The 25,782-nt window shown below is 32.2% G+C and carries 22 protein-coding genes and 1 pseudogene; 1 reads left to right on the top strand and 22 read right to left on the bottom strand.

Features of this window, described 5'->3' with window-relative positions; translation table 11 throughout:
• Positions 1 to 69: 69 nt before the first annotated feature.
• The 9 genes and pseudogenes from HXZ74_RS11755 to HXZ74_RS11795 all read right to left on the bottom strand — a co-directional run.
• A pseudogene (locus tag HXZ74_RS11755) lies at positions 70 to 2,391 on the bottom strand (efflux RND transporter permease subunit); the annotation flags it as partial.
• Positions 2,392 to 2,395: 4 nt separating this feature from the next.
• Entirely contained in the window at positions 2,396 to 3,487 is a 1,092-nt protein-coding gene (locus HXZ74_RS11760; protein ID WP_286475574.1) for an efflux RND transporter periplasmic adaptor subunit, read from the bottom strand.
• 4 nt (positions 3,488 to 3,491) lie between these two features.
• Positions 3,492 to 4,742, bottom strand: coding sequence for a TolC family protein (locus HXZ74_RS11765; RefSeq protein ID WP_286475576.1), 1,251 nt, complete (start codon positions 4,740 to 4,742; stop codon positions 3,492 to 3,494).
• A 72-nt stretch (positions 4,743 to 4,814) separates the two neighbouring features.
• The gene (locus HXZ74_RS11770) at positions 4,815 to 6,152 is read right to left on the bottom strand and encodes a sensor histidine kinase (RefSeq protein ID WP_286475577.1); all 1,338 of its coding nucleotides are present in this window, start codon (positions 6,150 to 6,152) and stop codon (positions 4,815 to 4,817) included.
• A gap of 3 nt (positions 6,153 to 6,155) precedes the next feature.
• Complete coding sequence (locus HXZ74_RS11775) at positions 6,156 to 6,833, bottom strand: response regulator transcription factor (RefSeq protein WP_125349494.1); 678 nt, start codon at positions 6,831 to 6,833, stop codon at positions 6,156 to 6,158.
• Between the two features lie 143 nt (positions 6,834 to 6,976).
• Complete coding sequence (locus tag HXZ74_RS11780; protein WP_286475578.1) at positions 6,977 to 7,804, bottom strand: 5'-nucleotidase, lipoprotein e(P4) family; 828 nt, start codon at positions 7,802 to 7,804, stop codon at positions 6,977 to 6,979.
• 56 nt (positions 7,805 to 7,860) lie between these two features.
• Entirely contained in the window at positions 7,861 to 8,412 is a 552-nt protein-coding gene (locus HXZ74_RS11785) for a hypothetical protein (protein ID WP_286475580.1), read from the bottom strand.
• A 490-nt stretch (positions 8,413 to 8,902) separates the two neighbouring features.
• Positions 8,903 to 9,478 carry an acyl-CoA thioesterase gene (locus HXZ74_RS11790; RefSeq protein WP_435653709.1) on the bottom strand — a complete coding sequence of 192 codons (576 nt, stop codon included), beginning with the start codon at positions 9,476 to 9,478 and terminating at the stop codon, positions 8,903 to 8,905.
• Positions 9,475 to 10,977 carry a GH3 family acyl-acid amido synthetase gene (locus HXZ74_RS11795; protein WP_286475582.1) on the bottom strand — a complete coding sequence of 501 codons (1,503 nt, stop codon included), beginning with the start codon at positions 10,975 to 10,977 and terminating at the stop codon, positions 9,475 to 9,477. Before HXZ74_RS11795 ends, HXZ74_RS11790 begins: the two co-directional genes overlap by 4 nt.
• Before the next feature lie 256 nt (positions 10,978 to 11,233).
• Between HXZ74_RS11795 and porW the strand changes: the two genes are divergently transcribed.
• Positions 11,234 to 13,573, top strand: a complete 2,340-nt coding sequence (gene porW / locus HXZ74_RS11800; protein ID WP_502875853.1) for a type IX secretion system periplasmic lipoprotein PorW/SprE — start codon at positions 11,234 to 11,236, stop codon at positions 13,571 to 13,573.
• An 83-nt stretch (positions 13,574 to 13,656) separates the two neighbouring features.
• Here the strand turns inward: porW and HXZ74_RS11805 are convergent, their stop codons facing one another.
• The 13 genes from HXZ74_RS11805 to HXZ74_RS11865 form a co-directional block, all read right to left on the bottom strand.
• Positions 13,657 to 14,556 (bottom strand): helix-turn-helix domain-containing protein, encoded by a 900-nt coding sequence (locus tag HXZ74_RS11805; RefSeq protein WP_280062325.1) that lies wholly within the window; start codon positions 14,554 to 14,556, stop codon positions 13,657 to 13,659.
• A gap of 58 nt (positions 14,557 to 14,614) precedes the next feature.
• Positions 14,615 to 15,502 (bottom strand): urea transporter, encoded by an 888-nt coding sequence (locus HXZ74_RS11810; protein ID WP_280062326.1) that lies wholly within the window; start codon positions 15,500 to 15,502, stop codon positions 14,615 to 14,617.
• Between the two features lie 16 nt (positions 15,503 to 15,518).
• On the bottom strand, positions 15,519 to 16,301 hold the full coding sequence (locus tag HXZ74_RS11815) for an urease accessory protein UreD (protein ID WP_286475586.1): 783 nt from the start codon (positions 16,299 to 16,301) through the stop codon (positions 15,519 to 15,521).
• A 1-nt stretch (position 16,302) separates the two neighbouring features.
• A complete protein-coding gene (gene ureG, locus HXZ74_RS11820) occupies positions 16,303 to 16,941 on the bottom strand; it encodes an urease accessory protein UreG (RefSeq protein WP_115000045.1) in 639 nt (212 codons plus the stop codon).
• A gap of 21 nt (positions 16,942 to 16,962) precedes the next feature.
• The gene (locus HXZ74_RS11825) at positions 16,963 to 17,652 is read right to left on the bottom strand and encodes an urease accessory protein UreF (protein ID WP_115000043.1); all 690 of its coding nucleotides are present in this window, start codon (positions 17,650 to 17,652) and stop codon (positions 16,963 to 16,965) included.
• Positions 17,653 to 17,663: 11 nt separating this feature from the next.
• Positions 17,664 to 18,164, bottom strand: coding sequence for an urease accessory protein UreE (locus HXZ74_RS11830; RefSeq protein WP_115000041.1), 501 nt, complete (start codon positions 18,162 to 18,164; stop codon positions 17,664 to 17,666).
• Positions 18,165 to 18,169: 5 nt separating this feature from the next.
• Positions 18,170 to 18,802 (bottom strand): hypothetical protein, encoded by a 633-nt coding sequence (locus HXZ74_RS11835; RefSeq protein WP_115000040.1) that lies wholly within the window; start codon positions 18,800 to 18,802, stop codon positions 18,170 to 18,172.
• A gap of 82 nt (positions 18,803 to 18,884) precedes the next feature.
• Positions 18,885 to 20,606 (bottom strand): urease subunit alpha, encoded by a 1,722-nt coding sequence (gene ureC, locus HXZ74_RS11840; RefSeq protein ID WP_286475587.1) that lies wholly within the window; start codon positions 20,604 to 20,606, stop codon positions 18,885 to 18,887.
• A 1-nt stretch (position 20,607) separates the two neighbouring features.
• Positions 20,608 to 20,976, bottom strand: a complete 369-nt coding sequence (gene ureB, locus HXZ74_RS11845; protein ID WP_038336652.1) for an urease subunit beta — start codon at positions 20,974 to 20,976, stop codon at positions 20,608 to 20,610.
• An 18-nt stretch (positions 20,977 to 20,994) separates the two neighbouring features.
• Positions 20,995 to 21,297, bottom strand: coding sequence for an urease subunit gamma (ureA, locus tag HXZ74_RS11850; RefSeq protein WP_038336653.1), 303 nt, complete (start codon positions 21,295 to 21,297; stop codon positions 20,995 to 20,997).
• A gap of 712 nt (positions 21,298 to 22,009) precedes the next feature.
• Positions 22,010 to 22,792, bottom strand: a complete 783-nt coding sequence (locus HXZ74_RS11855; RefSeq protein WP_286475588.1) for a DUF2490 domain-containing protein — start codon at positions 22,790 to 22,792, stop codon at positions 22,010 to 22,012.
• Positions 22,793 to 22,818: 26 nt separating this feature from the next.
• Positions 22,819 to 25,233 (bottom strand): TonB-dependent receptor, encoded by a 2,415-nt coding sequence (locus HXZ74_RS11860; RefSeq protein WP_286475590.1) that lies wholly within the window; start codon positions 25,231 to 25,233, stop codon positions 22,819 to 22,821.
• Positions 25,226 to 25,780, bottom strand: coding sequence for a GNAT family N-acetyltransferase (locus HXZ74_RS11865; protein ID WP_286475592.1), 555 nt, complete (start codon positions 25,778 to 25,780; stop codon positions 25,226 to 25,228). The genes HXZ74_RS11860 and HXZ74_RS11865 overlap by 8 nt, the downstream gene beginning before the upstream one ends.
• Between the last annotated feature and the right edge of the window lie 2 nt (positions 25,781 to 25,782).

The raw sequence follows: 25,782 nt of genomic DNA on the forward strand, positions 1-25,782 counted from the left end.
CTAGTTCACCTCATTTCCTTTGGTTCTTCAGTTATATCTAATTTAATACTACTTATTTAAAGTTGCTAATCTAATAGCTTCTTGAAAACGAAGAATAACATCAAACTGTCGATCATTTTCATAAAACTTAGTAGCTGCTTGTCCACCAATTGTCATTTCAATTACTGCCTGAACATCCGCTGTACTAATACCATATTTCGCCATTTTTGAATCACTCAATTCTATTCTAAGTTCAGGTAATCCAATATTTTTGTAAACATTGATATCCGTTATTCCATTTACTTTTTCGATAGATGAAGCTACCTTATTTGCATATTTTTCTAAATCATACAAATCATCACCAAAAATCTTAATAACTAATGAACTTTTTACACCTGCTACATATTCTTCAACATTATCTTGAATGGGTTGCGAAAATCCAAATACAATTCCAGGATAATGATTCAGTTTATCTCGCATCTCTTGAATAATCTCTTCTTTTGAAACCTTGCGCTTCCAATCTTTTTTATCTTTTAATTGAATATTAAACTCAATATTGAAGAATCCTGTTGGATCTGTTCCATCATTTGGTCGACCTGTTTGTGTTAAAATAAAATCAATTTCATCACAATCTTTCTGCATCAACTCTTTCATCTCTTTTGTTAATCGAGTTGACTCTTGTAAATTGACACTATTTGGTAAAGTTGCACGAATGTAAATTGCTCCTTCATTCAATTTCGGAAGAAATTCTGATCCATAATGTGAGAACTTAAACAAACAAAGAGCTAAAATCCCTAAAAAGATTCCTATTGTTGCTTTTTTATAACGAAATGCAGTTTCATATAATCCAAAAATAGTTTTCTGAAAAAATCGAGTAATAAAGTTCTCTTTCTCCTCCATATTTTTCTTAAAAAGCAACTTACACATTGCAGGAACATAAGTTAGACTCAATATTAAAGATCCTAATAATGCGTATCCTAATGTAAATGCTAAAGGAGAGAACATTTTACCTTCCACTTTTTGGAATGAAAATATCGGTAATAAAGCGACAATAAGAATAAGTAAAGCAAAGAAAATATAAGAAGCTACACTTCCAGCGCTTTTCTTTATAACACCCATTTTACTCATTTTTGCGAAACGTTCTGCTCCTACTTTATGTTGCATGGTTGCTAAAGCAACAAAAACTGTTTCCACAATTACCAAAGTTCCTTCTAATAATAGTCCAAAATCCAATGATCCCATTGAAATTAAATTCGCTGGTAATCCTTGTATTTTCAACATAATAATTGCGAATAAAAAGGAAAGAGGAATAACCGAAGCTACAATAAATGTTGATTTCCAATTATATAAAAAAACAAAAACAATTAATGAAACTAATAAAATACCTTCAATGATATTTTTAGAAACCGTATGTACTGTATTATCCACCAGTTTGGTACGATCGACAACTGTTTCAATTTTTACATTATCTGGTAAAGTTCTTGTGTTTAATTCTTCAATCTTTGCTTTCAGATTTCCAATGACTTCGGATGGATTTTCACCACGTAACATCACTACAATTCCTTCAACCATGTCTTCGTGCTTGTTGTAACCAACTTGCCCCAAACGCGGTTTATTTGAAACCACAACATCTGCTACATTTTTAATCAGAATTGGTGTAGAACCATTCAGTTTCACCGTGATATTTCCGATATCTTCAATCTTATCCAACAAACCTACCCCACGAACTACATAAGCTTGATCTCCTTGCTGAATAACATCTCCACCAACATTTATATTTGATTTAGAAACCGCTTCATAAACATCTAAAGGAGATAAATCATAATTCTTTAATTCTGTTGGATTAATTTTAATTTCATACGTTTTTTCTTCACCACCAAAACTTACAACATCTGCAACTCCTGATACAGAAAGCAATTCACGTTCAATTACCCAATCTTGTATCGCTGTAACTTCCTTGATCGGTAAATCACTTTTAATCACATAACGAAAAATCTCTCCTGTTGCACCAGAAGGCGGCTCGATATCGGCATCTGCACCTTCGGGCAAATCAACGCCATTCAACTTATTCGATACGTATTGTTGTGCATAAAAATCATCTACTCCATCTTCGAACTGAACCGTTACCACAGACAATCCAAAAAGTGAAATAGAACGAATATTCGACTTATGCGGAATGCTATTCATCACTTTCGAAACGGGCAAAGTCACCAACTTCTCCATTTCTTCGGCACTACGACCAGGCCATTGCGTAATGATACGCGCTCGGGTATTCGTAACGTCTGGAAAGGCTTCGATTGGTGTGTGTTTCAACGCATAAATTCCCGTAAATAGAAGCGCAAACGTGGCAAATAAAATGAAAGTGGTGTTGCGTAACGAAAAAGTCACGACCGCTTGTACTAACTTTTTCATCCGATTATTTATTTAATTCTTCGTAAATCATCAAAGCATTTCGTGCAATGACTTTCTCATTTGGCGCAAATTTTTCTTCTACAAATGTGAATTCTTCATTCTGACCAATTGTCGTAATTTTTCGAATTTCCATTGTACAATCGTTTTTGTACACCACCACATATTCCTTATTATTCTCGAAAACTTTGGCTTTGTTTGGTATCGCAAACGCATTTCCAACAACATTTTGTTTATCGATAATAATGTCAGCACTCAAACCTGGCATCAAGTTCAAATCTTGATTTTCTAACACAACACGAGCTTTCAAAACGTGTTCATTTTCATCAAACACGTTGTATATTTTATCAATTTTCCCAACATAAATACGATCAGGATACGCCATCGATTTCACTTTTACAGCATCACCTTTTTTTAGATATTGCAAATTATTGGCGTAAATATTTACCATTACCCAAACTTGTTTTAGGTTTGAAATAGAAAAAAGATTTTCATCTGAATCTGAAGTAATAGATTGACCAACACTCATGTTTTTCTGAACGATATAACCATTTTTAGGTGATAAAATCTGGAATTGACCATTGCCAACTGCACGATACATCTTCAAAGTAGCATTGATTTTATCAATTTCAATTTGCGCAGATTGTAATTCGTGTTCTGCCTCTGTAACTTCGGGCTGAGAAGCCATTCCGTCATTCAACAATTCTTTTTTCGACTTAATTTGTTTTCGAATCAAATCCATTTGATTTTGATGATAACGTTTTTGTTGCACCAAATCCAACACTTCGTTCGATTTTACAACTGCCAAAACTTGACCTTGACGCACATAATCGCCCAATTCAAAATTCACTTTATCTACAACACCTTGCAGCAAACTTTTAAAGCCAACCAAATCATTTTCGTTGTATTCAATTTTTCCCGATAAGGTTAATTGTTCGTGAATAGGCTGCTCTAAAACAGACACAATTTCGGTTGACTTTTTCAATTGTTCGTTCAAACAAAATTTGTTTTCTTTTACCGCTTCTTTCTCGGTTTCTTGCTTGTTACAACTACTTAAAACCAAAGTAAAAGCAGCTAAAAAATAAAAAGTTTTTTTCATCATTTTATAAATCTTGTCCAACGATATAATTTAGTTCTTCGAATGTGTTTTGGTAATTTTCCAATAAATCCAAATAAGCTTTTTGAGATTCGCGATAAGCTTGCGTAAAATCAATAAATTCTAACAAAGTGATTTGTTTATTTTGGAGATGTTTTTTGTAATTGTCAATCATAGTTAATTGCTCTTGATTATTCAATTTTTTCCACTGAATAAGTGCTTTATCCAATTGATTGATTTGATTTTGAAGGCGATCAATCGAAATATCTAATTCAGAATGCAGTGCATTTTTCGTAATTTGTTGTTGATTCAGTACAATTTCAGAAGCTTTGATGTTTCCTTTATTCGTATTGAAAATCGGTAAATCAATGCTTACACCAACACCAACAAAATCGCGCATAATATTTCCACCACGATCATAATTCATCTGAAAAGTCAGATCTGGTGTACGTTGCGCTTTTTCTAAAATCAATTGTTTTTCAGCTAAATTGATTTCATTTTCTTGTTTTTTTAGCGCAATATTTTGCTCTTTTGCTAATTGTTTAGCATTGAATGGAATTGATTTGGAATGAGAATTGAATCTTGAAAAATCGATTTCATTTACATTTAGATCTGAGTTTTGCGTTAACAATCGAAGTTTATTGATGTATTCAATTTCTTGATTTTCTAGCTCAATTTGATCTTTTTGTAAACCAATTAATTCGGTTTGAAGTCTGTAAAAATCTGCTTTAGGAACATTTTTTAAATCTGCTTGTCGCTGATATTGCGTCATCATGTGTTCAAACAAATCAACACTATTTTGCAATTCTTTCTTTTCAGATTGAATGCGCGCCAACGAAAAATACGTTTGTCTTAACTCTCTTTTCAGCTCACGCAACAATTCTTCGTACTCAAAAAGTGCCGAATTCTTTTCTAATTCTTTAATCGCAACACGCTTTTTACGTTTACCAGCGGTTTCAATTAATTGCTCTAATTCGACAGAAATTTGTTGATTTTTTCCGAATTTTCCGAATAAATTAGGCTGTTCTTCCACATGATATGTTTTCCAAAGATTAACTTCAGAAATACTCAACGTTGGATTTTGCCATAATTTCTCTTGAATAATTTCAGCATCAATTCTGTCTACATTAAATTTATTCGCAATAAGCGCATAATTTTTTTGTAAAAACGTGGCTTCTAGATTGTCCAACGTTATGTTTTGCGCCTGTGTTTGTATCGCAAGAACAATTGGAATTGCAGTATAATAGATCTTCTTCACTTCTACTCTTTTTGAAAATTCAAAAGTAAAAGTGTAAGATTAAGGTGAGTTTTAAGTTAGATTAAAAGTAGATTAGAAAATGAGTTTAACAATCGTTCCTTTAGGTTTATTCGGAACAATTTCGATATCAATTTGATGAAGTGTAAAAATAATATTCGCCATCGAAAGCCCAATACCTTTTCCTTGAAAATCTTGCGTATTTTTTCCTCGAAAAAAGTTTTGTTTAATTTGTTTGATATCGGTTTCTAAAATACCAATTCCCAAATCGGAAATATGAATTTGCAAACGATGATTGATTTCCAAAAACTGTACTAAAATAGGTTGATTGTTCGAATATTTTATCGCGTTACTTACTAAATTATTCAGCGCAACTTCTAGTAATTTTTCGTTTCCTTGAATGGTTAACAATTGATTATTTTCGACTTGTAAATCCACATTTATACGCGCTTCATGATACAAAATTGCATTTTCAATCACTTGCCAAACTACTTCATCAATTCGAATTTGACTAAATTCAAAACTCGTTTTTGCTCCCGAAAGTAACATCATTTGGTCTAACGTTTCTTGCAAATCATTGGTATATTGTTTCAGTTGCACAATCACATTTTCGTATTCTTCGAGCGTTCTTTTTTTATGATTTGTAACCTCTAAAGTTCCTAATAATGCAGTAATTGGTGTTCGTAACTCGTGCGAAACATAATCAATAAAATTCTTTTGTACATTAAAAGTTTGCGCCATTCGATCAATAAAATGATTGTAGGTTTTGATTAAATCTTCAATCTCTGCATACGACTTATTAAGCTTTAAAGGTTCAGTAAAATTCTTCGCATCACGCTCTTTTATTTGCTCAATAATTTTTGTAATCGGTTCATAAGCAATTACTCCTAAAAAATTAGAAAATAGATAAATAAAAATCAACCCGACCAATGAAACCGAAATCAAAATTTGAAGTAACGATTGCATTTGTTCGTTGAATTCTTGTTTAGATTCGCGCGTAATTACTACAAAATCTCCTTGGTTATCGTGATAAAAAATTCCGTTATAAAAGAAATCTTTACTCGCAAAAAAATCAGTTTTATTCGAACGAATATTCTCTATAAATTGCTGCGTTATTTCTTTATTATCAGCCATATTTCCATTGTATTTTTTATTGTTTTGATCAATAATTAAAATATTTTTTCTGGAAATCGTTTTTATCAATTGGCTTTGTACATTATTGTGTTCTAAAACGGGTAATTCGTCTTTTTCTAAGTAGTAAATAGAAGCCAAAAGTGTCTTATTCTGCAATGATTTGATCTCTTTTTTCTCCATTTCGGTATAAAAAGAAAAATAAATAATTGTAGAAACAATCAAAATAATGATACTAAAAATAATGACTGAATAAAGCGCTAATCGATGTTTTAACTTCATAATTTAAGCTTTAAACATATAACCAACGCCTTTTACTGTATGAATATATTTCATACCATTTTTCTCTATTTTATTACGCAAATACGAAATGTAAACATCCACAACATTGGTGTGATTATCGAATGTTATTCCCCAAACAGCATTTAAAATTTGGATACGAGTAACGGTTTTATCTATATTTTCGATTAAATAATTCAACAACTTAAATTCACGAGGAGAAAGCTCTGTTTCTTCTTGATTGACAAAAACTTTGTATTGATCCAAATCGATTTCTAAGTCATCAAAAATCAATTTATTTTCAGGAATTTCTTGTGAACGAAACTGATTACGACGCGTTAAAGCTTTGATTCGCGATAATAATTCGTCGAAATGAAATGGTTTTGTAATGTAATCATCTGCACCATAGTCCAAAGCCGAAACTTTATCTTGAACTGTATTTAATGCACTTAACATCAAAATTGGAGTGAATATTTTTTTGTAACGAAGTGTCTGTACAAGCTGAATTCCATCCATTTTTGGTAACATAATGTCACAAATAATCAAATCAAACTGAATCGTAAGAAATTCATCTAAAACAGTTTCCGCATCTTTACAAAGCGTAACCAAATGTCCATTTTCTTCTAATCCTTTGATTAAAAAATCGCTAATTCGCTTATCATCTTCGATTACTAAAATTTGCATATACTTTCCATTTTTCCAAAATTAATGAAATTGATCAAGATGAGATGAATGTAATAAGTTTTCTAATTGGATTTTAATTTTTACAATTTTAGAAAAACAAAAAAAACTGTCTTAATCGACAGTTTTTTTATTTATTTTATTCTTTATTTCATAGGAGTTTCTCTCGCTGCTTCATATATAATCGAATCTCTTTGCTGTTGCGTCAAATCATATTTATAATCAAATATTGCAGATTCCCAATCTCCATATCCAACATTTGGCAATACAATAAATCGTTTTCCAAATTCAGATTTTAAAGTTTCTACGGCTGCCGCTCTTTCTTTTTCAGATTTATGATTATCAAATAAAGAAGAAAAATCTGTCAAACTATCTCCCAACAATAAAACAATGTCGTAATCTTTCGAAATATTTTGACGACGCGCTTCTTTACTACTTTCTTTGCTTCTCAAAATTAAATTCTGAGCACTTTGAATTGGATAATTGTATTTCTCTAAATTTGCTAAAGTTCCAGGACGTTCCACTTCGTATCGATTTGTAACATAAAAAATCTGAACACCTCTACTCGCTGCATACTGAAAAAACTCTTGAGAACCAGCCAAAGGCGTTGCAATTCCTTTCGACGTCCAATTTGCCCAAGTTTCTTGCGACCACGTTTTTCCTTGACGCGCCATTTCTACTGCATAGTACGAATTATCCAAAAAGGTTTCGTCAATATCCGTTACAATCGCCAAAGGTTTTGCGCCCTTTTTCGCAATTGCTTCATCTAATCTCATTTTAGCAACATTATAAGCTTGCTGGCTTAATGCTTGATATTCAGCGGCACGTTGTTGAAAAAATGCAGCATAAATTTTACCATCAACTTGCAAACTTTTTTGCTGAACTGGTTGTTGTTCAGTAACTATTTTTGGTGTTTGACAAGCTGTTAATCCAAAAAGCATTAAGCTTCCAATCATCAATTGTATATGTTTCATATCTCTAAATTCTGAAATGCAAAATTAAGCCTTACAATTCAAATCAAAAAATCAGATTACTGAATGTATTTAATCGATTCGAAAGTTGTTTGATGAAAATATTTTTTGAACTGATGATGTTCTCCATTAATCTCTATATCGATTTCTAAATAATCATTTTGATTAAAATGAATTAAATTTGTTTCGAAGAAATAAATATTTCGGATAACGTGAGATTCGGGTAAAATGGTATTTTTCAATAAAATATCATTAGTTCCCATTGCCAATTCTCCATAAAATGTAATATCTGCTTTGATCTTTTTTTGAGAAGAATTAGAATAAAAATCAGCTTCAACGATATTTATACGAACTGTTTTTTCGGTATCATTTTGAATAGAAATTAAAAATTCTAATGTATTTTTTTTCTTTGTTACCGAATCTATTTTTACTTGATAATCTATAATTTGTTGATTAGAATCATCAATCAAATCACCATTTTTTTCAATTTTTAAAAACGATATTTTTGGTTCTTCTTCTTTTGGAAGTGGTTTTTCTATTTGAACTGTTTTTAATTTCTTGTAAATAACAAACAGCACTAATAATACTAGTAAAATGAATAAATATTTCATTCTACAAATTTAAAAATTAAATCGTTTTTCTGATTTCGAAAAAAATGATTTGTTTCGCTTTAGACAATTTTTTTTCTGAAACGAAAAGCACAAAAAGCTAAAACAAGTACACTTCCTGCTTCAGCAAAACTAATAGAATTTGAAGATTTAGAGCTATTTTTACTAAAATTTGTTTGTATTAATTGACTATTTAAACCAGAAGATTGAGCAAATGAAATAGTTGTACTAGCTATCAATAGTAATAAAAATTTGAAGAGAGTTTTAATAATAATGAATTAAATAAAAAGTTTGGTTTTGGTATTAAAGATTATTAAAACAAATACAATGCCTAATTTTCTTAAAATCAAATAATTTGCAATTTAGTAATGACCATTCAATAATACTTTTTCTGGAAGAGGATAAATCACAAACAACTATTTATCAACTATATAAAACCAAAATAACTCAATCCATTTACTGAATTGAGTTATTTATTTATAATATAAAAACTTTAATCTAGTTCTATTTTCACGAAATGATTGTCCAATAAATGATCAATTAAATCTTGTGACTTATAATCAATTGGATCTTTTATTTGCTCTTTTGCTTTTGAATGTTCTTCAATTCGATGCAAAGCTTTATAAAAGCGTCGAACTTCATTCAGATTCTTCAAAATTAATTTTGGAGCTTCAGCTTTTTCTCCATTTTCTTCCTTGCAAATCATCGTAAAATAAGACGAATTACAATGTTTAATTTCACCTGTTTGGATGTTTTGGCTTTCTACTCGAATTCCTACGACGATTGACGTTCTTCCGACATAGTTAACCGATGCTTTTAGCGTTAATAATTCTCCTACTTCTACTGCCGTTAAGAAATCTACTCTATCCACAGATGCCGTGACACAGTACTTTCCAGAGTATTTGGAAGCACATGCGAATGCAATTTGATCGAGTAGAGAAAGAATGAATCCACCGTGAATTTTTCCACTAAAATTGGAATGTGATGGAAGCATTAATTGCGAAAAAGTTACCAATGAACTTTTTACCGTTTTGTAAATCATTTTATCTATTGTTGTGTGTGTGTTCAATTTGTAGTAATTAAGTTTAGACTGTAAAATTCATCTGCAATTTCGCGATTATTAGACAAACGAGGAACTTTATTTTGTCCGCCCAATTTCCCTATTGATTTCATGTAATGCTGAAAACCTTCTGTTTTAACCTCAGAAACGACAAGCGGACGCAAAATATTTCCCGTAATCAAATCATCATAATACGTATTTTGGCGACGCATTTGCGCATCCAATTCTTGATTAAAAATGGTTATATCTTGTGGTTTTTGATCAAATTCTATTAACCATTCGTGATAAGGCAAACCTTCTGTTGGATTAACTTGAGGCGCAACTGTAAACTCATTTACACTCGCTGGATATTTTTCTAAAGTTTTTTGCAAAGCCTGTTCCACTTCATGACCAATTACATGTTCACCAAAAGCAGATGTATAATGTTTGATCCGACCAGAGACAACAATTCTATAAGGTTTTATCGACGTAAAACGAACCGTGTCTCCAATATTATATCCCCACAAACCTGCATTTGTATTGAGAATTAGAACATAATCTTTTCCAATTTCAACATCTTTCAAGGAAATTCGGGTTGGATTTTCATCAAAAAATTCATCAACTGGTACAAATTCATAAAAAATTCCATTGTTCAATAAAAGCAATAAATCATCACTTTTTTGTGAATCTTGATATGCAATAAACCCTTCTGAAGCGGGATAAGTCTGAATACAATCTATTTTTCGACCAATTAATTGATTCACTTTATCGCGATAAGGTTCATAATTTACACCTCCTGTTACCATTAGTTGTAAATTCTTAAAAATCGACTGAACGTTTTCTTTTCCAGAAACTTTAATCAATCGTTCAAAATACATAATCAACCAAGGCGGAATCCCAGAAATCAGTGTCATATCAGCGTTCACTGTTTCATCCACTACTCTATCCACTTTCGTTTCCCAATCTTCAATCACATTTGTTTCATAGGATGGTAAACGATTTTTTTGTAAATAATTTGGAACAAAATGCGCACTAATTCCAGAAAGTCGACCAACTTTCAATCCGTTTTTATCTTCGAGAATTGGACTTCCTTGCAAGAAAATCATTTTTCCATCAACAAAATTAGAATTCTTAGTTTCATTAATATAAAACAATAAAGCGTTTCGAGCAGAATTTATATGAGATGGAACAGATTCTTTTGTAAGCGGAATATATTTTGCACCAGAAGTTGTTCCAGAAGTTTTAGCTAAATAAAGAGGTTTTCCAGGCCAAAGAATATCAGGTTTCCCTTCGATTACCTCATCAAAATAATGTTTCAAACCTTCGTAATCGTTGATAGGAACTTGCAATTTGAAATCTTCATAATTTTTGATTGATTCAAAATGATGATCAACTCCAAACTTTGTATTTTTTGCAGCAACAATCAATTCATTTAGAATTTTGTCTTGTGTTTTCAGCGGATTATTTATCCACTTTTGTTCTTTATTGACAATGTATTTTGCAAAAATTTTCGCTAAAAAAGCTTTCATGCTGTTCCTTTAAAACATTATTATTGGTCGAATTTAAACGAATATTCTAAATAATTTAACAACAATTGCAATGATTTTTCTTAGTCAAATCACTAATTACATTAAAGCTAAAACGTTAGCTATCATTTTATAATCATCCCGTAAAAAGTCGCTTCTCTATTATTTCTATTCCACATAAAATTATCTTATTTTTTCGAGGGATACAAGATTTTTTCTAATCGAACGTTTTATTGTAGATTTGTTTTTATTCGCTATCATGAAAAAGATTGTACTGAGTATCTTCGCCGCAAGTTTTTTAATCGGCTGTTCTACGCAAAAAAATAGTTTCAAAAACCGACAATATCACAAGATGACATCGTGGTTTAATGGAGTATTCAATGCTGAGGATGAGTTAGAAAAAAAGAACACAGAACTGCAAACAAATTATGTAGAAAATTACTCGAAGATTTTACCTGTTGGAATAGAATATTTTTCTGTTTCAGATTCTGCCAATTTAGGTGGATTTAATACACCCAATTTTGGTATTGGAGGTGGAAATCGAAATAATCAAGATAAAGTAGAAAAACCTGTCGGATTTGCTGCTGTAGAGGCAAAAGCTTCTAAAGCTATCGAAAAACATTCAATGTTAATTAAAGGAAAAGAAAATAATCCTTTGATGGGACGCGCTTATTTATTGATTGGAAAATCATTATTTTATCAAAAAAAATACTTTGAAGCGCTTGATGCTTTAAACTATGTTGTCAAAAATTTCAAAGATTCTAAATATGCTCAAGTAGCGCATGTTTATAAGACGGTTGCTGAAATAAAAGGTGGAAATTACTTTGATGGAGCCGAGACTTTGCAAAAACTTTATGAAAACGATCCGTATAAAAGCAAAGAATTAAAAACAATGATTGCGCGAACGTATGCTCAATTTTTAATTGATCAAAAAAAGTACGAAGAAGCGCTTGATCCATTACAAAAAGCCGAATATTTTTCTACAAATAAAGATGAACGCGTTCGAATATTTTATACGTTAGGACAAGTTTTTTCTAAATTAGGAAAACAACAAGAAGCTGGTGAAGCTTTCACACAAGTTTATAAAATGAAGCCTGGATTTGATATGGAAATCAAATCGCAATTGGCTATTGCTGCTAATTTTGATCCAAAAATTAATAATTACGGAAATTACAAGCAAAACTTGTTAGACATCGCGAATAAAGGAATTTATACATCGAAGAAAAACGAGTTATACTACGGAATTTCTGAAATGGCTTTTCGAGCTGACAAAATGGATGACGCTGTAGAATATGCAAAATTGAGTTTGAAAGAACCAATGTCTGATCCTTATATTCGTGGGCGTGCTTTCGAAAATTATGGTGATATAAAGTTCAAGCAAAACGATTATGTTTACGCATCGGCTTATTATGATTCGGCACAAACGAGTTATAATTTGCCAGAAGATCAGACGCGTATTCAGAAACGAAATGATGTTTTGAAAAAATTGATGGAAAAACATTATTTAGTTCAGAAAAATGATTCGATTCTAAAACTTGCTGCACTTCCAAAAGAAGATCAATCAAAATTCTTTACAGATTATATCGAAAAATTAAAGAATAAAGAAGAAAAGCAAGCTATAGAAGAGCAAAAAGAAATGGCAAGTTTTCAATTAGAAAATAAAACGGCAAGTTTTACGACAAGTTTTAACAATGCTGATAAAGGAAAATTCTATTTCTATAATCAAAATTTAAAATCAACTGGACAACAAGAATTCCAACGTATTTGGGGAGGTATTTCCTTAAAAGATAATTGGAGAAATTCGAATGCAATAAGTACTGCAATTGAGGATAAACAAAATGAATTGACAGGGCAAATAGCTGCTGGTGATCCAAGACGTTTTGAACTTGATTATTATTTAGATCAAATTCCGACTTCTCAAAAAGCTCTGAATGACTTGAAAGTTGTGAGAGATACAACGCAATTGTCTTTAGGGACTGGATATTTTGATATTTTCAATAACGCAGAATTAGCTGGAAAAGAATTGAAAGCCTTGGTTGCTTCGCCTCCAAAATCTGAAGATGTGTTGTTAAAAGCGACTTATCAATTGTATCGTATTTATAAAAATCGTGATCAAAAATTAGAAGATGAATATAAAAATGTCATTCTAACAAAGTATCCAAATACGATTTATGCAGGTTATATTCTTAATCCAGAAGTTGAATACATTACAGCTGAAACAAAAGAAGCTTTAGAAGCTTACAAAGTTGCATACACGTTATATCAAGATAAAAAATATGATGACGTAAAGAAAAAAGTACAAGAAGCAATTGTGAAATTTCCGACAGAAATTATCGTTGCTAAATTTGCTTTATTAAATGCTTATGCGATCAAACAAACTGGAAAAGATAGCGATTTTGAACAAGCTTTAGAAATTGTAATTACTGCTTATGACGGAACCGAAGAAGCTAAGCAAGCAAAACGTTTGTTGGATAAATTGCGTAATCCTAAGAAGAATGTGGAGGAACCTGAAGCTACTCCTCCTAAAGCTCCAAAACAATTGGATAGAAATGAAAATATTAATATTAAAGAAGATACAAAAGCTAAAACAGCAAAATAATATAAAAAAAAGAGTTAATCTAGATTAACTCTTTTTTTTATATTATTACTTGATTTTTCTAATAATCATCTAAATCATTTTTCTTAAAAAACGGGATTCTTAGTAGATTGAGAATTCCAGATTTGTTCTCGGTATTCTTTCGGTGTAATACCTGCGACTTTTTTGAACAATTGTGTGAAATGTGAAGCGGTCTGAAAATTAAGCTCAAAAGCAATTTCAGAAATTCTTTTACTTGAATGCAATAATGCTTTGCTGTAATTAATATCCGTTTCGTTAATCCATTGTTTCGGCTTCTTTTGCGTAATATCTTTCACACATTTGTTGAGATAATTTTCTGTTACAAATAATTTATCTGCATAAAAAGTTACTTTCTTTTCTTCTATATGATGTTTAAAAAGCAAATCTTTAAACTGCAGCGAAAGCTCCATTGGACGTGTGGTTGTACTCGGAATTTCCTTGTAATCGATGTTGAGCAATTTTAATAAAACAACGTGTAACATTGCTACAATTATTTCATTAATCTCAAGGCTATTCAAGAAAATTTCTTGTTCCATTAAAACCAATAATTGATGAACGGTTTGAAAAGTAACTGCATCGAGTGATAAGTAAGGCGACATCAAGAAAATACTCGATTTATATTTTGGCAATTCTAATTCAGATAAAATATGATTTTCATACGCCAAAAAGAAGCCTTCTACATCATCAGACATTTCTACAGTTGCCGTAATTGTTCCTTGTTTTATAAAAATTATTTCATTTGCATTTACTACGTATTCTTTGTTTTCCAAATATTGCTTTATGCTTCCTTTGGTCACAAACATGATAAAATTAAACGTTGTTCGATACGGAATAACGGGCATTAAAATATCTTTCAGATAATACTCTAATCGATACAATTGTATATCCTCATTATTTCCTAAAACTTGATGGCTAAGATGGGCTAGAAATAGTTCTTTGTATTGTGAGTTTGATATCATTTCCATGGCAATGCTTTTTTAAAATGAAACTGTTTTTATTGTTCGAATTTTATGCCAAATTACATTATATTCCAAAAAATCGATCAGCGTTCTTTTTTATAAATAATGTGCACCAAGTTCCTACAACAAAAGGAAATGTAAGAACTCCTCCAAATGATGCGAAAATATTGGTTTTAACAAATAAAACATCAATCAAAACAGTGATAAAAACACCTAATAAAACCCAAAAACCATCTATTCGTTTGGTTCCAGCAAATACAATTGCCGTTAAAACAGCATTAAATCCAAATAATCCCATGTGAATTTGTTCTACTGGTTCTCCAAATAAATTTGAAATTTCTGCACTAAAAATTGAAGCTGCTAAACCGTACAAAGCCGCAGCGGGTGAACCAATAAAAACGGCAATAAAAAAGATGATACCAGACATTGGACCACCTTGAAAGATTACTTCTCCGAAACCATTTGTTGATGTAAACAAATCGTTTGTTTCTAATAAAGTTTGAGTATTTCCTGCAGTTGCAGGTCCTATTGTTGTAAAATGATGAATTCCGAAGATTAAACACCATGTTAATAGAATAAATGGTAAAGTAAAAGCTGGAATATTTCTTTTGATAAAAAAATGTTGAATAATCGCTGCTAATGCAGAAGCAACCACCAACAAAATCCAGATAAGAAAAGTAGAGTCGAACATAATTGTTAATGCAACACCCACTAACGCTGCACTAAATCCATATAAACCAGCGTTGATTTCTTCTTTGTCGTATTTCATTAAGATTGCTGTAATTGTCCCAACTGTTGTCGAAACAATTGCGCCAATTCCTCCTTCTATACTTCCTAAGAAAATACCAATCAAAAACAATAAACCTGTACTACTGTTTTCTTGTAACATGATTTGTCCTAAACCTTTTAGAACTTGATCTATAAATGGAACTTTCGTTAAAATTTTGTCCATGATTTTTTATTTGTTTCTATAATTCCCAAAGTAAATCTTGGGCAGCCAAGAAATAATTATACATTGCTTCTCCTCCTTGACTTAAAGCTCTTATGACGAAACCATTTCCGTCCAAAACAGAAATCCCAATTTCTACATTCGTATGTTTTTTTGCAGTTTCTAATAATGTTTCTACCAACGTAACTTTATCCGTTTCTGGTTTTGTACTAAAGAAAATAAAACTTCCTTGATGTGTATAATTTTCTAAAATACCAATACTGCTAATCGGAATTAAATCGGGCTGAATTAAGACATTATCTTTGACTACTAATTTGTTTTGATGATAGATTTTAGTCAAATTCTGAAAACGTTTTAACTTAAAAACTTCTCCCGAATGTTTGCGTCCACAAGTAATAATTTCACTAATAATAATTTGACTATTCTCTCCAATTGTAATAGCAGCGCTACTTTTGAAATTAGAGTTTTCATGCGGAACAACTGGATGCGGCACATAGGCAAACGACGCATTGTTGTGTATATTAATCGTTAACTTTTGAGTTGCCTCGTCATCCATATTAAACAATCGTTGGTACGATTGTGATTGCAACTGAAGTGCTGCATTGTCTTCTACATCAATATTCAGAATATATTCATCGCCATTCAGAATTCCAGGCGAAGAAGTCATCGTCATTTGATATAATTTCTTATCTAATTTTCGTTGTCCAACAGATACAACACGGAAGGGTTTACCGACGTACAAATTTTTGACGAACGATTTACCTTCCTTGTATCCTGCAACAATATCTAATCTACATTCCATCTTATCTCAAAAGATTTGGTTCTTCGATTTCTTCTAAAAGTGCATATTTTTTAATCCAACCAATAACACCATCCAAACCTTCTTCTGTTTTTAGGTTTGTGAAAACAAAAGGAGCTCCGTTTCTCATGCGTTTTGTATCGCTTTCCATCACTTCTAAACTTGCTCCTACATGTGGCGCTAAATCTATTTTATTGATGATTAATAAATCGGAACGTTGGATACCAGGCCCACCTTTTCTTGGAATTTTTTCACCTTCTGCCACATCAATAATAAAAATCGTCACATCAGCTAAATCTGGACTATACGTTGCTGCTAAATTATCTCCTCCACTTTCGATTAAAATCAATTCGATATCAGGAAAACGATCTGCTAATTCATCAACCGCCTCCAAATTCATACTTGCATCTTCACGAATCGCTGTATGAGGGCAACCTCCAGTCTCTACACCAATAATTCTATCTTCTGGTAAAAGGCTATTTTTTGCCATAAATTTTGCATCTTCTGAACAAAAAATATCGTTTGTGATCACTCCTAAATTATAATCACTAAACATTTTTCGACTTAATTTTTCTAATAAAGCTGTTTTTCCAGAACCTACAGGTCCACAAACTCCAACTTTGATATATTTTCTATTTTCCATTTTGAATATTGTTTATAAAATTTATGACATGTATAAGCGAGAATATAAGCGTTCGTGTTGCATACATCTGATATCAAACGATGTGTTGCATAAGCCTACATATTCTCTATCTAATTCTATTGTTTCTTTGGCTGTTTGAGAAATTGTTTCGTACAAATCGAACATTAAATCTTGCCCATCCAATTGTCCCAAAGGCACTAATTTCACTGCGTTTGTTACAATTCCAGAAGCCGAAGTGTAGTAAAAAGCAAACAATGCTTCGTAAAGTGGAATTTGCAATAAACTGGTATAAATTCCGAAAACAATCGCGTAATTAGAATAAGCGATGTTTTGTTTGATGTTGCGCTCGTATTCCTCAACAAATTCTGATTCTACGCGACGCTTGAAAATTTTGATTAAACGCAAACCTAATTTCTGACTTGCTTGTCTGATTTCTTTTGGCGCTTTTAGAGCAGAACATTCTTCATCTAATTTCAAAATTTCTTTCAAATCTGAATGTTGAGTTGCTTCGTACGCTAATTTTACAAAAGCACCATCATTATATTTCAGATTATATTTCATCATATTTTCTACAAACTCTTGCGCCGTTTGTTTGTTATTGACGATTCCATTCTGAATATAAGTTTCTAATCCATTCGAATGTGTATAAGCACCAATCGGTAAAGTAGGATCAGAAATATGTAATAAACTTGCTAAAAATTCTTGTTTCATTCTTTATCTTTTTACGATAATTTTATTTTCAGATTTTTTGTAGACATTGAACCTCCTACTTTGGTTTCGCGATGATGATCTACATTGGCATTCAATAGATGTAGGAGTTTTAAATCTTGAACTTTTGGATTGTAGCCAGATGATTCTAACCAGCGAAAAATGGTCAATTCGAAAGGCATAAGCAACAAATCATTTTCATTGTAAAGTGGTAAATGTTTGTTTCCTATTTCGTGGCAAAGTGCGCTCATTTCGAGAATAGATTGAGGAGAAAGTACAATCGTTTTGGTTTCTAAAACATTCACAACAATTGCCGTTTCGTCATCCATAAAAAGAATATCACCATCGTGCAAACGTTGTTTATCTTTCAAAAATTTGATCGCGACATCTTTTCCACCTCTTGTTCTTTTGCGTTGAATTCTTTTGGTTGTTTCGTACCAATCTAAATCCAAATAATCAATTGATTGTAAAATTGATTGTTCTGCAACAGTTCCTATTCTCTCATTAATAATCATCTTGCTTAATTTTTTCTTCTAAAATCGATATTTTTAGATACGCCCATTCCAAATGCAGAGCCATTAACTCCAGCAACAGATGTTTTTGTCCAACCTTCTTTTGATTTTGTTTCTAACAGCGAAAAATCTGCAAATCTAAATTTCAGTCCCCAGCCGCCGCCTAAAACAATCCCAATCATAGGATAACCTCTCAATCGAAAACCATTAAAATTTTCCATAGACGCTGTTGTTTCAGACAATTGTTGTCCCCAAACATAATGCACATCAAAATGCGCAATTAGCGTAAAATATTTACCAAGCGCCAAGGACGGACTATACCAAATCCCTGTTTCATTTTGTTTGCTTACAACTTGATGATTGACATTATCTTCGGTATATGCGTAGTTAACCCCAATCGCATCATTATTATTGAAGAAATACCCTATTCCAATCGGAGCACTTGAGACGTTGCTGCTACGACCAGATGGCGACGTAACTTTAGAATAATCCAATGAACCATATAGTGAAAATTGCCCTTTTGGACCTTCATCATTGTCTTTCAATCTCATTCCTCCTAAGATTTGCCCGTCCATTTTCCCTGAAACCAATGACATTCCAATTACTGCAATTGAAAAAACTATTTGATTAAAATTTATCATTTATACTTAAAAACCTGATTTTATTAATTCATTAAAAATATTTGAAAAGGCTCAGCACATTGTCTGAGCCTATTTTTAATAATTAGAATAAATAATACAATTGAGCTAAAGGAACTACTTCCGATGGTTCGCATGTAATATATTCTCCGTCAACATATACTTTATAATTTTCTGCATTCACTTCGATATTTGGTGTTTTATCGTTGTGAATCAAATCTTTTTTACCAATATTTCTACAGTTTTTAACAGGTAAGAAAACTCTGTTCAAATTATAGCTGTCAATTGTTCCGTTATCGATAGAAGCCTGAGAAACAAATGTGATATTCGTTTTCTGAACTGCTTTACCAAAAGAACCAAACATATTTCTGTAAATAACTGGTTGTGGAGTTGGAATAGATCCGTTTGGATCACCCATTTTACTACCTGCGATAAATCCTCCTTTCAAGATCATTTCTGGTTTAACACCAAACATAGCTGGTTTCCAAATTACTAAATCGGCAATTTTACCAACCTCAACAGATCCAATATAATCTGAGATTCCGTGTGCTATTGCAGGATTGATTGTATATTTTGCGATGTAACGTTTTGCGCGGAAGTTATCATTGTCATGACCTTTATCTTCTTCAATTTCTCCACGTTGATCTTTCATTTTACTTGCCGTTTGCCAAGTTCTTGAAATTACTTCTCCAGGACGTCCCATTGCTTGAGAATCTGAACTCATGATACTGAAAACACCCATATCATGTAAAATATCTTCAGCAGCAATTGTTTCTGGACGAATACGAGAATCTGCGAATGCTACATCTTCAGGTATATTTTTACTCAAATGGTGACAAACCATTAACATATCCAAGTGCTCATCAATTGTGTTAACTGAATAAGGACGAGTTGGATTTGTAGACGCTGGTAATACATTTGGATACATCGCAGATTTGATGATATCTGGCGCGTGACCTCCACCAGCTCCCTCTGTATGGAATGTGTGAATAACACGACCATTGATTGCTTCCATTGTATCTTCTAAGAAACCACCTTCGTTTAATGTATCAGTGTGGATCGCAACTTGTACATCATATTTATCTGCAACCTTCAATGCTGCATCAATTGTAGATGGTGTTTCTCCCCAGTCTTCGTGAATTTTTACTCCTAAAGCTCCAGCTTCTATTTGCTCTTCAATTGGCTCAACAGTTGCACAGTTTCCTTTTCCGAAAAATCCAAAATTCATTGGGAAAGACTCAGTTGCTTCCATCATTTTTTGAATATTGAATTTCCCTGGCGTAACCGTTGTTGCATTAGAACCATCATTAGGTCCTGTACCTCCACCAATCATTGTTGTAATACCACTGAATAAAGAAGTATTGATTTGTTGTGGAGAAATGTAGTGAATATGAGTATCGATACCACCAGCAGTCACAATCATTCCAGCTCCATTGTGTACTTCTGTCGAAGCTCCAATAATCATTCCTTCAGTAATTCCGTCCATTGTATCTGGGTTACCAGCTTTACCAATACCAACGATTTTACCATCTTTGATTCCGATATCTGCTTTTACAATTCCCCAGTGATCAATAATAATTGCACGCGTAATACAAAGGTCTAAAACACCTTCTGCACGCAATTTTGTAGAGTTTTGTCCCATACCATCACGTACAGTTTTTCCTCCTCCAAAAATTGATTCATCACCATAATGTCCAAAATCATCTTCAATTTCGATGATAAGATTTGTATCTCCTAAACGTACTTTATCTCCCGTTGTAGGGCCTAAAATATTGGCGTATTGTTTTCTGTCTACTTCTAAACTCATTTTAAAGACTTTTAAAATTGTGAGATTTCATATTCTCTAATGCTTGTTGTTTTTGCTCGTCTGATTCTATAGAACCTTGAACTAAATTGCTGAATCCGTACATTTTTTTGTCACCAGCGATTTCTACTAATTCAACTTCTTTTTCTTCTCCTGGCTCAAAACGAATAGCTGTACTTGAAATAATATTTAATCGTTTTCCGAAAGCAGCTTCACGATCAAAAAGCATCGCTTTATTCACTTCGAAAAAGTGGAAATGAGAACCAACTTGTATTGGTCGATCTCCTGTATTAATCACATTAATTTTTACGGTATCTCTACCTTCGTTACAAACAATTGTTCCTTCTTTTACAAAAATTTCTCCTGGTATCATTTTCTTTTATTTTTAGAATTAACGAATAGGATTATGAACCGTTACCAACTTTGTTCCGTCAGGAAAAGTCGCCTCCACTTGTACATCGTGTATCATTTCTGCAACTCCTGGCATTACATCGTCAGTTGTTAAGATGTTTGCACCTTCTTGCATCAATTCTGCAACTCGTTTCCCATCTCTTGCACCTTCCAAAATAAAGTGGCTGATAAGCGCAATAGATTCTGGATAATTTAATTTTACGCCTCTTGCTTTACGTTTCAACGCAAGCTCTCCAGCAGTATGTAACATTAGCTTTTCTAATTCGCGTGGTGTTAAATGCATTTTTTTATTTTTTAAAAAATTAGATATTTATCCTACACATTGATGTAAACAATTTGTGTATGAATATGTTGAATTTTGACAATAAGAACCGTTCATTGTTTAGCTAAAAACAACGAAATCTATTGTAGATCAATAAAAATTAATTATTTGTAATCGATTTGTAGCGAATGAAATAAGATGTATTTCGGTAAACTTTTTAAAGTCTTAACTTCAACTGTTTCCGATATTTTTTGATAAAAGGTTTGATGAAAATAAATAGTCAAAAAGCGAACAAACAAATCACAATCGAATGTAAAAATTTCGGATTCTGATTTATTTTCATCAACTGATAATAGATTGAAATTATCAAATTGAGTAGATAATTTTGTTCCACAATCTATTTGTTCTGTGTGTTCTCTATGCGCCTCGACAAGACTTCTCGTTTGAGAAAACTTCGAGATACTTATTACGACCGTAATAAATAACATTAAAAATACTATAGAGAAAACCTTTTTCATTACCGATGTAAAATTAGACGTTTTACTTTGTTCGTTTCTTACTTAAAAAATCAGATAAATATTCAAAAACGTGACAATTTCATTCTTTTTGACTATTCTAAAACCTTTGATGAATAATGATTAATCTTATTTAAAAATGATTAATCTACTCATTTTAAATAATATAATTGTTTATTAAAATAAATCATTATCATTCAAAATCACTTATTTAATTCCTACGGAAGCTTCCAAACCAAATCCACTGCAACATAATGCACACCCGATTTCACTTCTGAATAATTCCTAATCAAGTTGTTAACATAACCAATATCCATCGTCAACGGAGAATTCGGAATTTGGAACATATAATAAAGTCCCAAACGCGTTTCTTTGTACGCATATTTTGTCCAATGTTTTTCCACATCGTTCATATAACTCGTCGCAAATAAACCTTCGACACTAAGCGCTAAAGATTGTTTATTCTTATCAGAAATTGGATACGTTAATTGCGATTTTACACGTGTTCTTAACTGAAAATTTTCGTCAACTTCATTAAAATCAGCATCAAAAAACTTTCTGAATTCTTGTCTAATTGTATTCTTCCATTTCAACTTTCCTAAATTCGCAGTATACGCATAACGCCCATAAACTCTAAACTCCTGCTCTATTCCCTCTTTATGAAAAGGCGCTTCAGAATCAAATTCATTTTGACGACGATAACTTATCGCATAACTATATTGTTGATTTGGTTTGAATTTATTGTAAATCTCATAATTCAAGACTAAAATTGCAGGTTTATCAACTGGATTATAATTATCTGGCGAACTTTTTCGTCCCATTCCAACATAAGCAACCGCATATTTATTTCCTGTAGAATCTAACTTATGTTGCACGCCAAAAGCAGCCCAAGAAGCGGTTTTAGCTTTCCCTAAACCTGGAGGACTTAATTGTCCAAAACTATTACTAATCGTGAATAAAAAGGCAGCAACAATGCTTATTTTGCGTGTAATTGAAATCATTTTTGTGTTTTGTTTGTTTTATTTTTTTAGAATGAATAGCTTAACGTAGCCATCATATTACTTGGAGATCCAGGGAAAACGCGTGTATAATCAATTCCTCCTTGGAAATAATATTTATCGAAAATATTATTGAACTGTACTGAAATTTTTAATGGGTTCAAATCATAATAAATTGCAGCATTTACCACTGTGTAATCTGGCAAAAATCCCCACTCAGCATTCCCTTGTGCATCTTTCCCAACAGAATTTTCCATACGTCGATCACTTACATAAGAAGCGCCAAGACCAAATCCTAAACCTTTGAAAGTATCATGCAAAACCGAATATTTCAACCATACATTTGCCATATTTTTCGGTGCATTTGGCAAAGACATTCCAACTTCCGAAGCAACAGAAGAAGCTTTAACCTTTGTGTCTGTGTACGTATAATTGAAACTCATTTGTAAATTACGATGCAATTGTCCACGTAAATCAAGCTCCAAACCTTTCGAAGAAACTTTCCCCGATTGACGATAAACAGGAAAACCAGCATCGCTCAATTGTCCTGTTGGCATCATCATATCATTGCGTTGAATTTGATAAAGCGCTAAATCTATTTGCAATTTCTTCTTGAAAAATTCTGTTTTCAATCCTGTTTCTACTTGGAAACTTCTCTCTGATTTGAATGGTTTATCAGCACCATAATTTTTGTAATTTGCTACATAATCAGCAGCAATTGGCACATAACCTTGCGAATAATTAGCGAAATAATTTATTGTTGGCGTTACTTTATATGTCAATCCCACACGAGGTAACCATGTATCTTGAGTTGCTGAATAAGGCGTTTTTGGATCTGCACTTTCTGATGTATAATGCTCGTAACGCAAACCAAATAACATTTCTAATCGATTAAATTTTACTTGATCTTGTACATAAACACCAGTTGTTTTGTAAGAACTCAAAAATGGAAAAGATGCTTGTTTTAACCATTTGTAAGAAGATAAATCTTTCGATTCGTAAATTGGATGATTCAAATCAAATGTCAACGGAACAATTTCTCCATTCACCTCTTTGCTTCTCGCCTCTTTCTGCTGATTGTCCGCATCTGGCTTATATTGCGCATAATCAACACCAAAAATTATATTTTGTTTTACTTGTCCTTTTTGCAATTTATAATTCAAAAAAGCAACAGCATTATCTGTGTAATCAGTTGCTTCACGAGACAAGAAACGCATGTTTACAATTGTGTTATATGGTGCATCTGCAAAACTATTCAACGTTCTGTGTTCGTTTAATTTTTCTTTATAAATTGATTTCGAATAATTAAGCGTTAATGATAAATTGTCTAGAATCTTTTGTGTCAATTTTGTACGAAATGAAAATGTTTCTGTTTTGAAAAAATCTGATGGTTGAGACAATGTAAAAGAACGATTGATTGCATATAGATCTGTTTGTTTCACACCCATTCCACGATCCAAATAACCATCAAAATTGTCGTACGTCAAATCCACATCGATTTGTGTTCCTTTTCTTGGTTTGAACGTAAAAGATGGCGCTACTGAAACTATTTTTTGATTGTTATTTTTTCTGAATGTTTTACTTGTTTGGTAACCTGCATTCAATCTATAAAATAAATTATTACTCAATGGTCCACCAATATCCAAGGTTGTACGCAAAGTTTCAAAACTTCCTGATGAAAAACTGACAGCACCTTTGAAATCTTCCAATGGTTTTTTACTCACTAAATTAATTGTTCCACCTGGCGCAATATCACCAAATAACGTTCCTCCCGAACCTTTCAAAACCTCGATTCTTTCCAAATTAATCGTCAAAGGCGAATTGAAATAACTTGTTCCATAACCAAAACCAGAGCGCAAACCATTCACCAAACGCAAACTATTTCCGTATCCGCTGCTAAAACCTCTCAATGTATAATCGTCATAAGATGAAGCTTGATTAACACCCGATAAATCATGCACCATATCCGAAACTTTAAACGCTTGTTTATCGTCCATCAATTGGCGATTCGCAATACTAATTGTCTGTGGTAAATCTTTCAGATTTCCATTCAATTTTCCATCAAAAGTGATCGTATGTTGATAATATGAATTCTTTTTATCCGAACTAATTAAAACTTCTCCTAATTGTGTCGATTCCTTTGATAAATAGATTTTAAGACCTGTTTGCTCGTTCCAATTTTGTTTTGTAATCACAAAATTTGTTGAATTCAAACCATCAGCCATAATCGAAATTGTCAACGGAAGTTGAACTTCTTTTTCGAATTTAAACTCTCCATTTTCAGCAGTTTCTACGTTGTACGTGTCATTTTCAATCGAAATAATTGCATTCGAAATTGGTTGGTCTTCTTGATTTAGAATTTTACCAAAAATCATTTTTGTTTCTTGTGCAGTAGCTGTTATTCCAAGAAAAATGAAAAAACTAAAGGTGATAATTTTATACATGAAAGATCTTTTCATTTTGAGAAATATTATTTTTTAATTCGATTGTACCAATCTCTTTTTGCATGTGATAAGTAGGAAAATTTGATTTTTCGCAAAACATCATCAAATCAAAACCTAGTTTCAACCAAAACTCATACGCTCCTGGTAAACTTGGATGAGTGTGCAAATACAAACGATGAATATTTTTTTGATGCGCTTGCTTTTCCAATTCCTGAAACAATTGCGTTCCCAAACCAAATCGACGATAAGCCGGCTCCACAAACAAACGAGCAACCTCAACCGTTTTTTCTTTACCAACAGAAAGATGAGGAAAACGATAATCGAAAGGCATCATACCGATAACGCCAATAATTTTATTGTTTTCATCACGCGCCTGAAGAAAAATTCCAGTTTGGCTTTCGATGTAATTTGACATAAAGTTCAACAAGTCTTTTGGAACAATTGTCGGATCTAATGTTGGAAATAAATCGCGTCTAAACTCGATCACATAAGGCAATATTTCTTCGACCTGATGAGTTTCAACAGGTGTAATTTTTATATTTTTCATTC

This window comes from Empedobacter sp. R750 (genome assembly GCF_030324345.1).
GTDB classification, from domain to species: Bacteria; Bacteroidota; Bacteroidia; order Flavobacteriales; family Weeksellaceae; genus Empedobacter; species Empedobacter falsenii_C.

Coding starts and splice junctions, on each gene's coding strand:
- HXZ74_RS11760 (WP_286475574.1), bottom strand. CDS start 3,487: ATGAAAAAAACTTTTTATTTTTTAGCTGCTTTTACTTTGGTTTTAAGT.
- HXZ74_RS11770 (WP_286475577.1), bottom strand. CDS start 6,152: ATGAAGTTAAAACATCGATTAGCGCTTTATTCAGTCATTATTTTTAGT.
- HXZ74_RS11775 (WP_125349494.1), bottom strand. CDS start 6,833: ATGCAAATTTTAGTAATCGAAGATGATAAGCGAATTAGCGATTTTTTA.
- HXZ74_RS11780 (WP_286475578.1), bottom strand. CDS start 7,804: ATGAAACATATACAATTGATGATTGGAAGCTTAATGCTTTTTGGATTA.
- HXZ74_RS11785 (WP_286475580.1), bottom strand. CDS start 8,412: ATGAAATATTTATTCATTTTACTAGTATTATTAGTGCTGTTTGTTATT.
- HXZ74_RS11795 (WP_286475582.1), bottom strand. CDS start 10,977: ATGAAAGCTTTTTTAGCGAAAATTTTTGCAAAATACATTGTCAATAAA.
- porW (WP_502875853.1), top strand. CDS start 11,234: ATGAAAAAGATTGTACTGAGTATCTTCGCCGCAAGTTTTTTAATCGGC.
- HXZ74_RS11805 (WP_280062325.1), bottom strand. CDS start 14,556: ATGGAAATGATATCAAACTCACAATACAAAGAACTATTTCTAGCCCAT.
- HXZ74_RS11810 (WP_280062326.1), bottom strand. CDS start 15,502: ATGGACAAAATTTTAACGAAAGTTCCATTTATAGATCAAGTTCTAAAA.
- HXZ74_RS11815 (WP_286475586.1), bottom strand. CDS start 16,301: ATGGAATGTAGATTAGATATTGTTGCAGGATACAAGGAAGGTAAATCG.
- ureG (WP_115000045.1), bottom strand. CDS start 16,941: ATGGAAAATAGAAAATATATCAAAGTTGGAGTTTGTGGACCTGTAGGT.
- HXZ74_RS11825 (WP_115000043.1), bottom strand. CDS start 17,652: ATGAAACAAGAATTTTTAGCAAGTTTATTACATATTTCTGATCCTACT.
- HXZ74_RS11830 (WP_115000041.1), bottom strand. CDS start 18,164: ATGATTATTAATGAGAGAATAGGAACTGTTGCAGAACAATCAATTTTA.
- HXZ74_RS11835 (WP_115000040.1), bottom strand. CDS start 18,802: ATGATAAATTTTAATCAAATAGTTTTTTCAATTGCAGTAATTGGAATG.
- ureC (WP_286475587.1), bottom strand. CDS start 20,606: ATGAGTTTAGAAGTAGACAGAAAACAATACGCCAATATTTTAGGCCCT.
- ureB (WP_038336652.1), bottom strand. CDS start 20,976: ATGATACCAGGAGAAATTTTTGTAAAAGAAGGAACAATTGTTTGTAAC.
- ureA (WP_038336653.1), bottom strand. CDS start 21,297: ATGCATTTAACACCACGCGAATTAGAAAAGCTAATGTTACATACTGCT.
- HXZ74_RS11855 (WP_286475588.1), bottom strand. CDS start 22,792: ATGATTTCAATTACACGCAAAATAAGCATTGTTGCTGCCTTTTTATTC.
- HXZ74_RS11860 (WP_286475590.1), bottom strand. CDS start 25,233: ATGTATAAAATTATCACCTTTAGTTTTTTCATTTTTCTTGGAATAACA.
- HXZ74_RS11865 (WP_286475592.1), bottom strand. CDS start 25,780: ATGAAAAATATAAAAATTACACCTGTTGAAACTCATCAGGTCGAAGAA.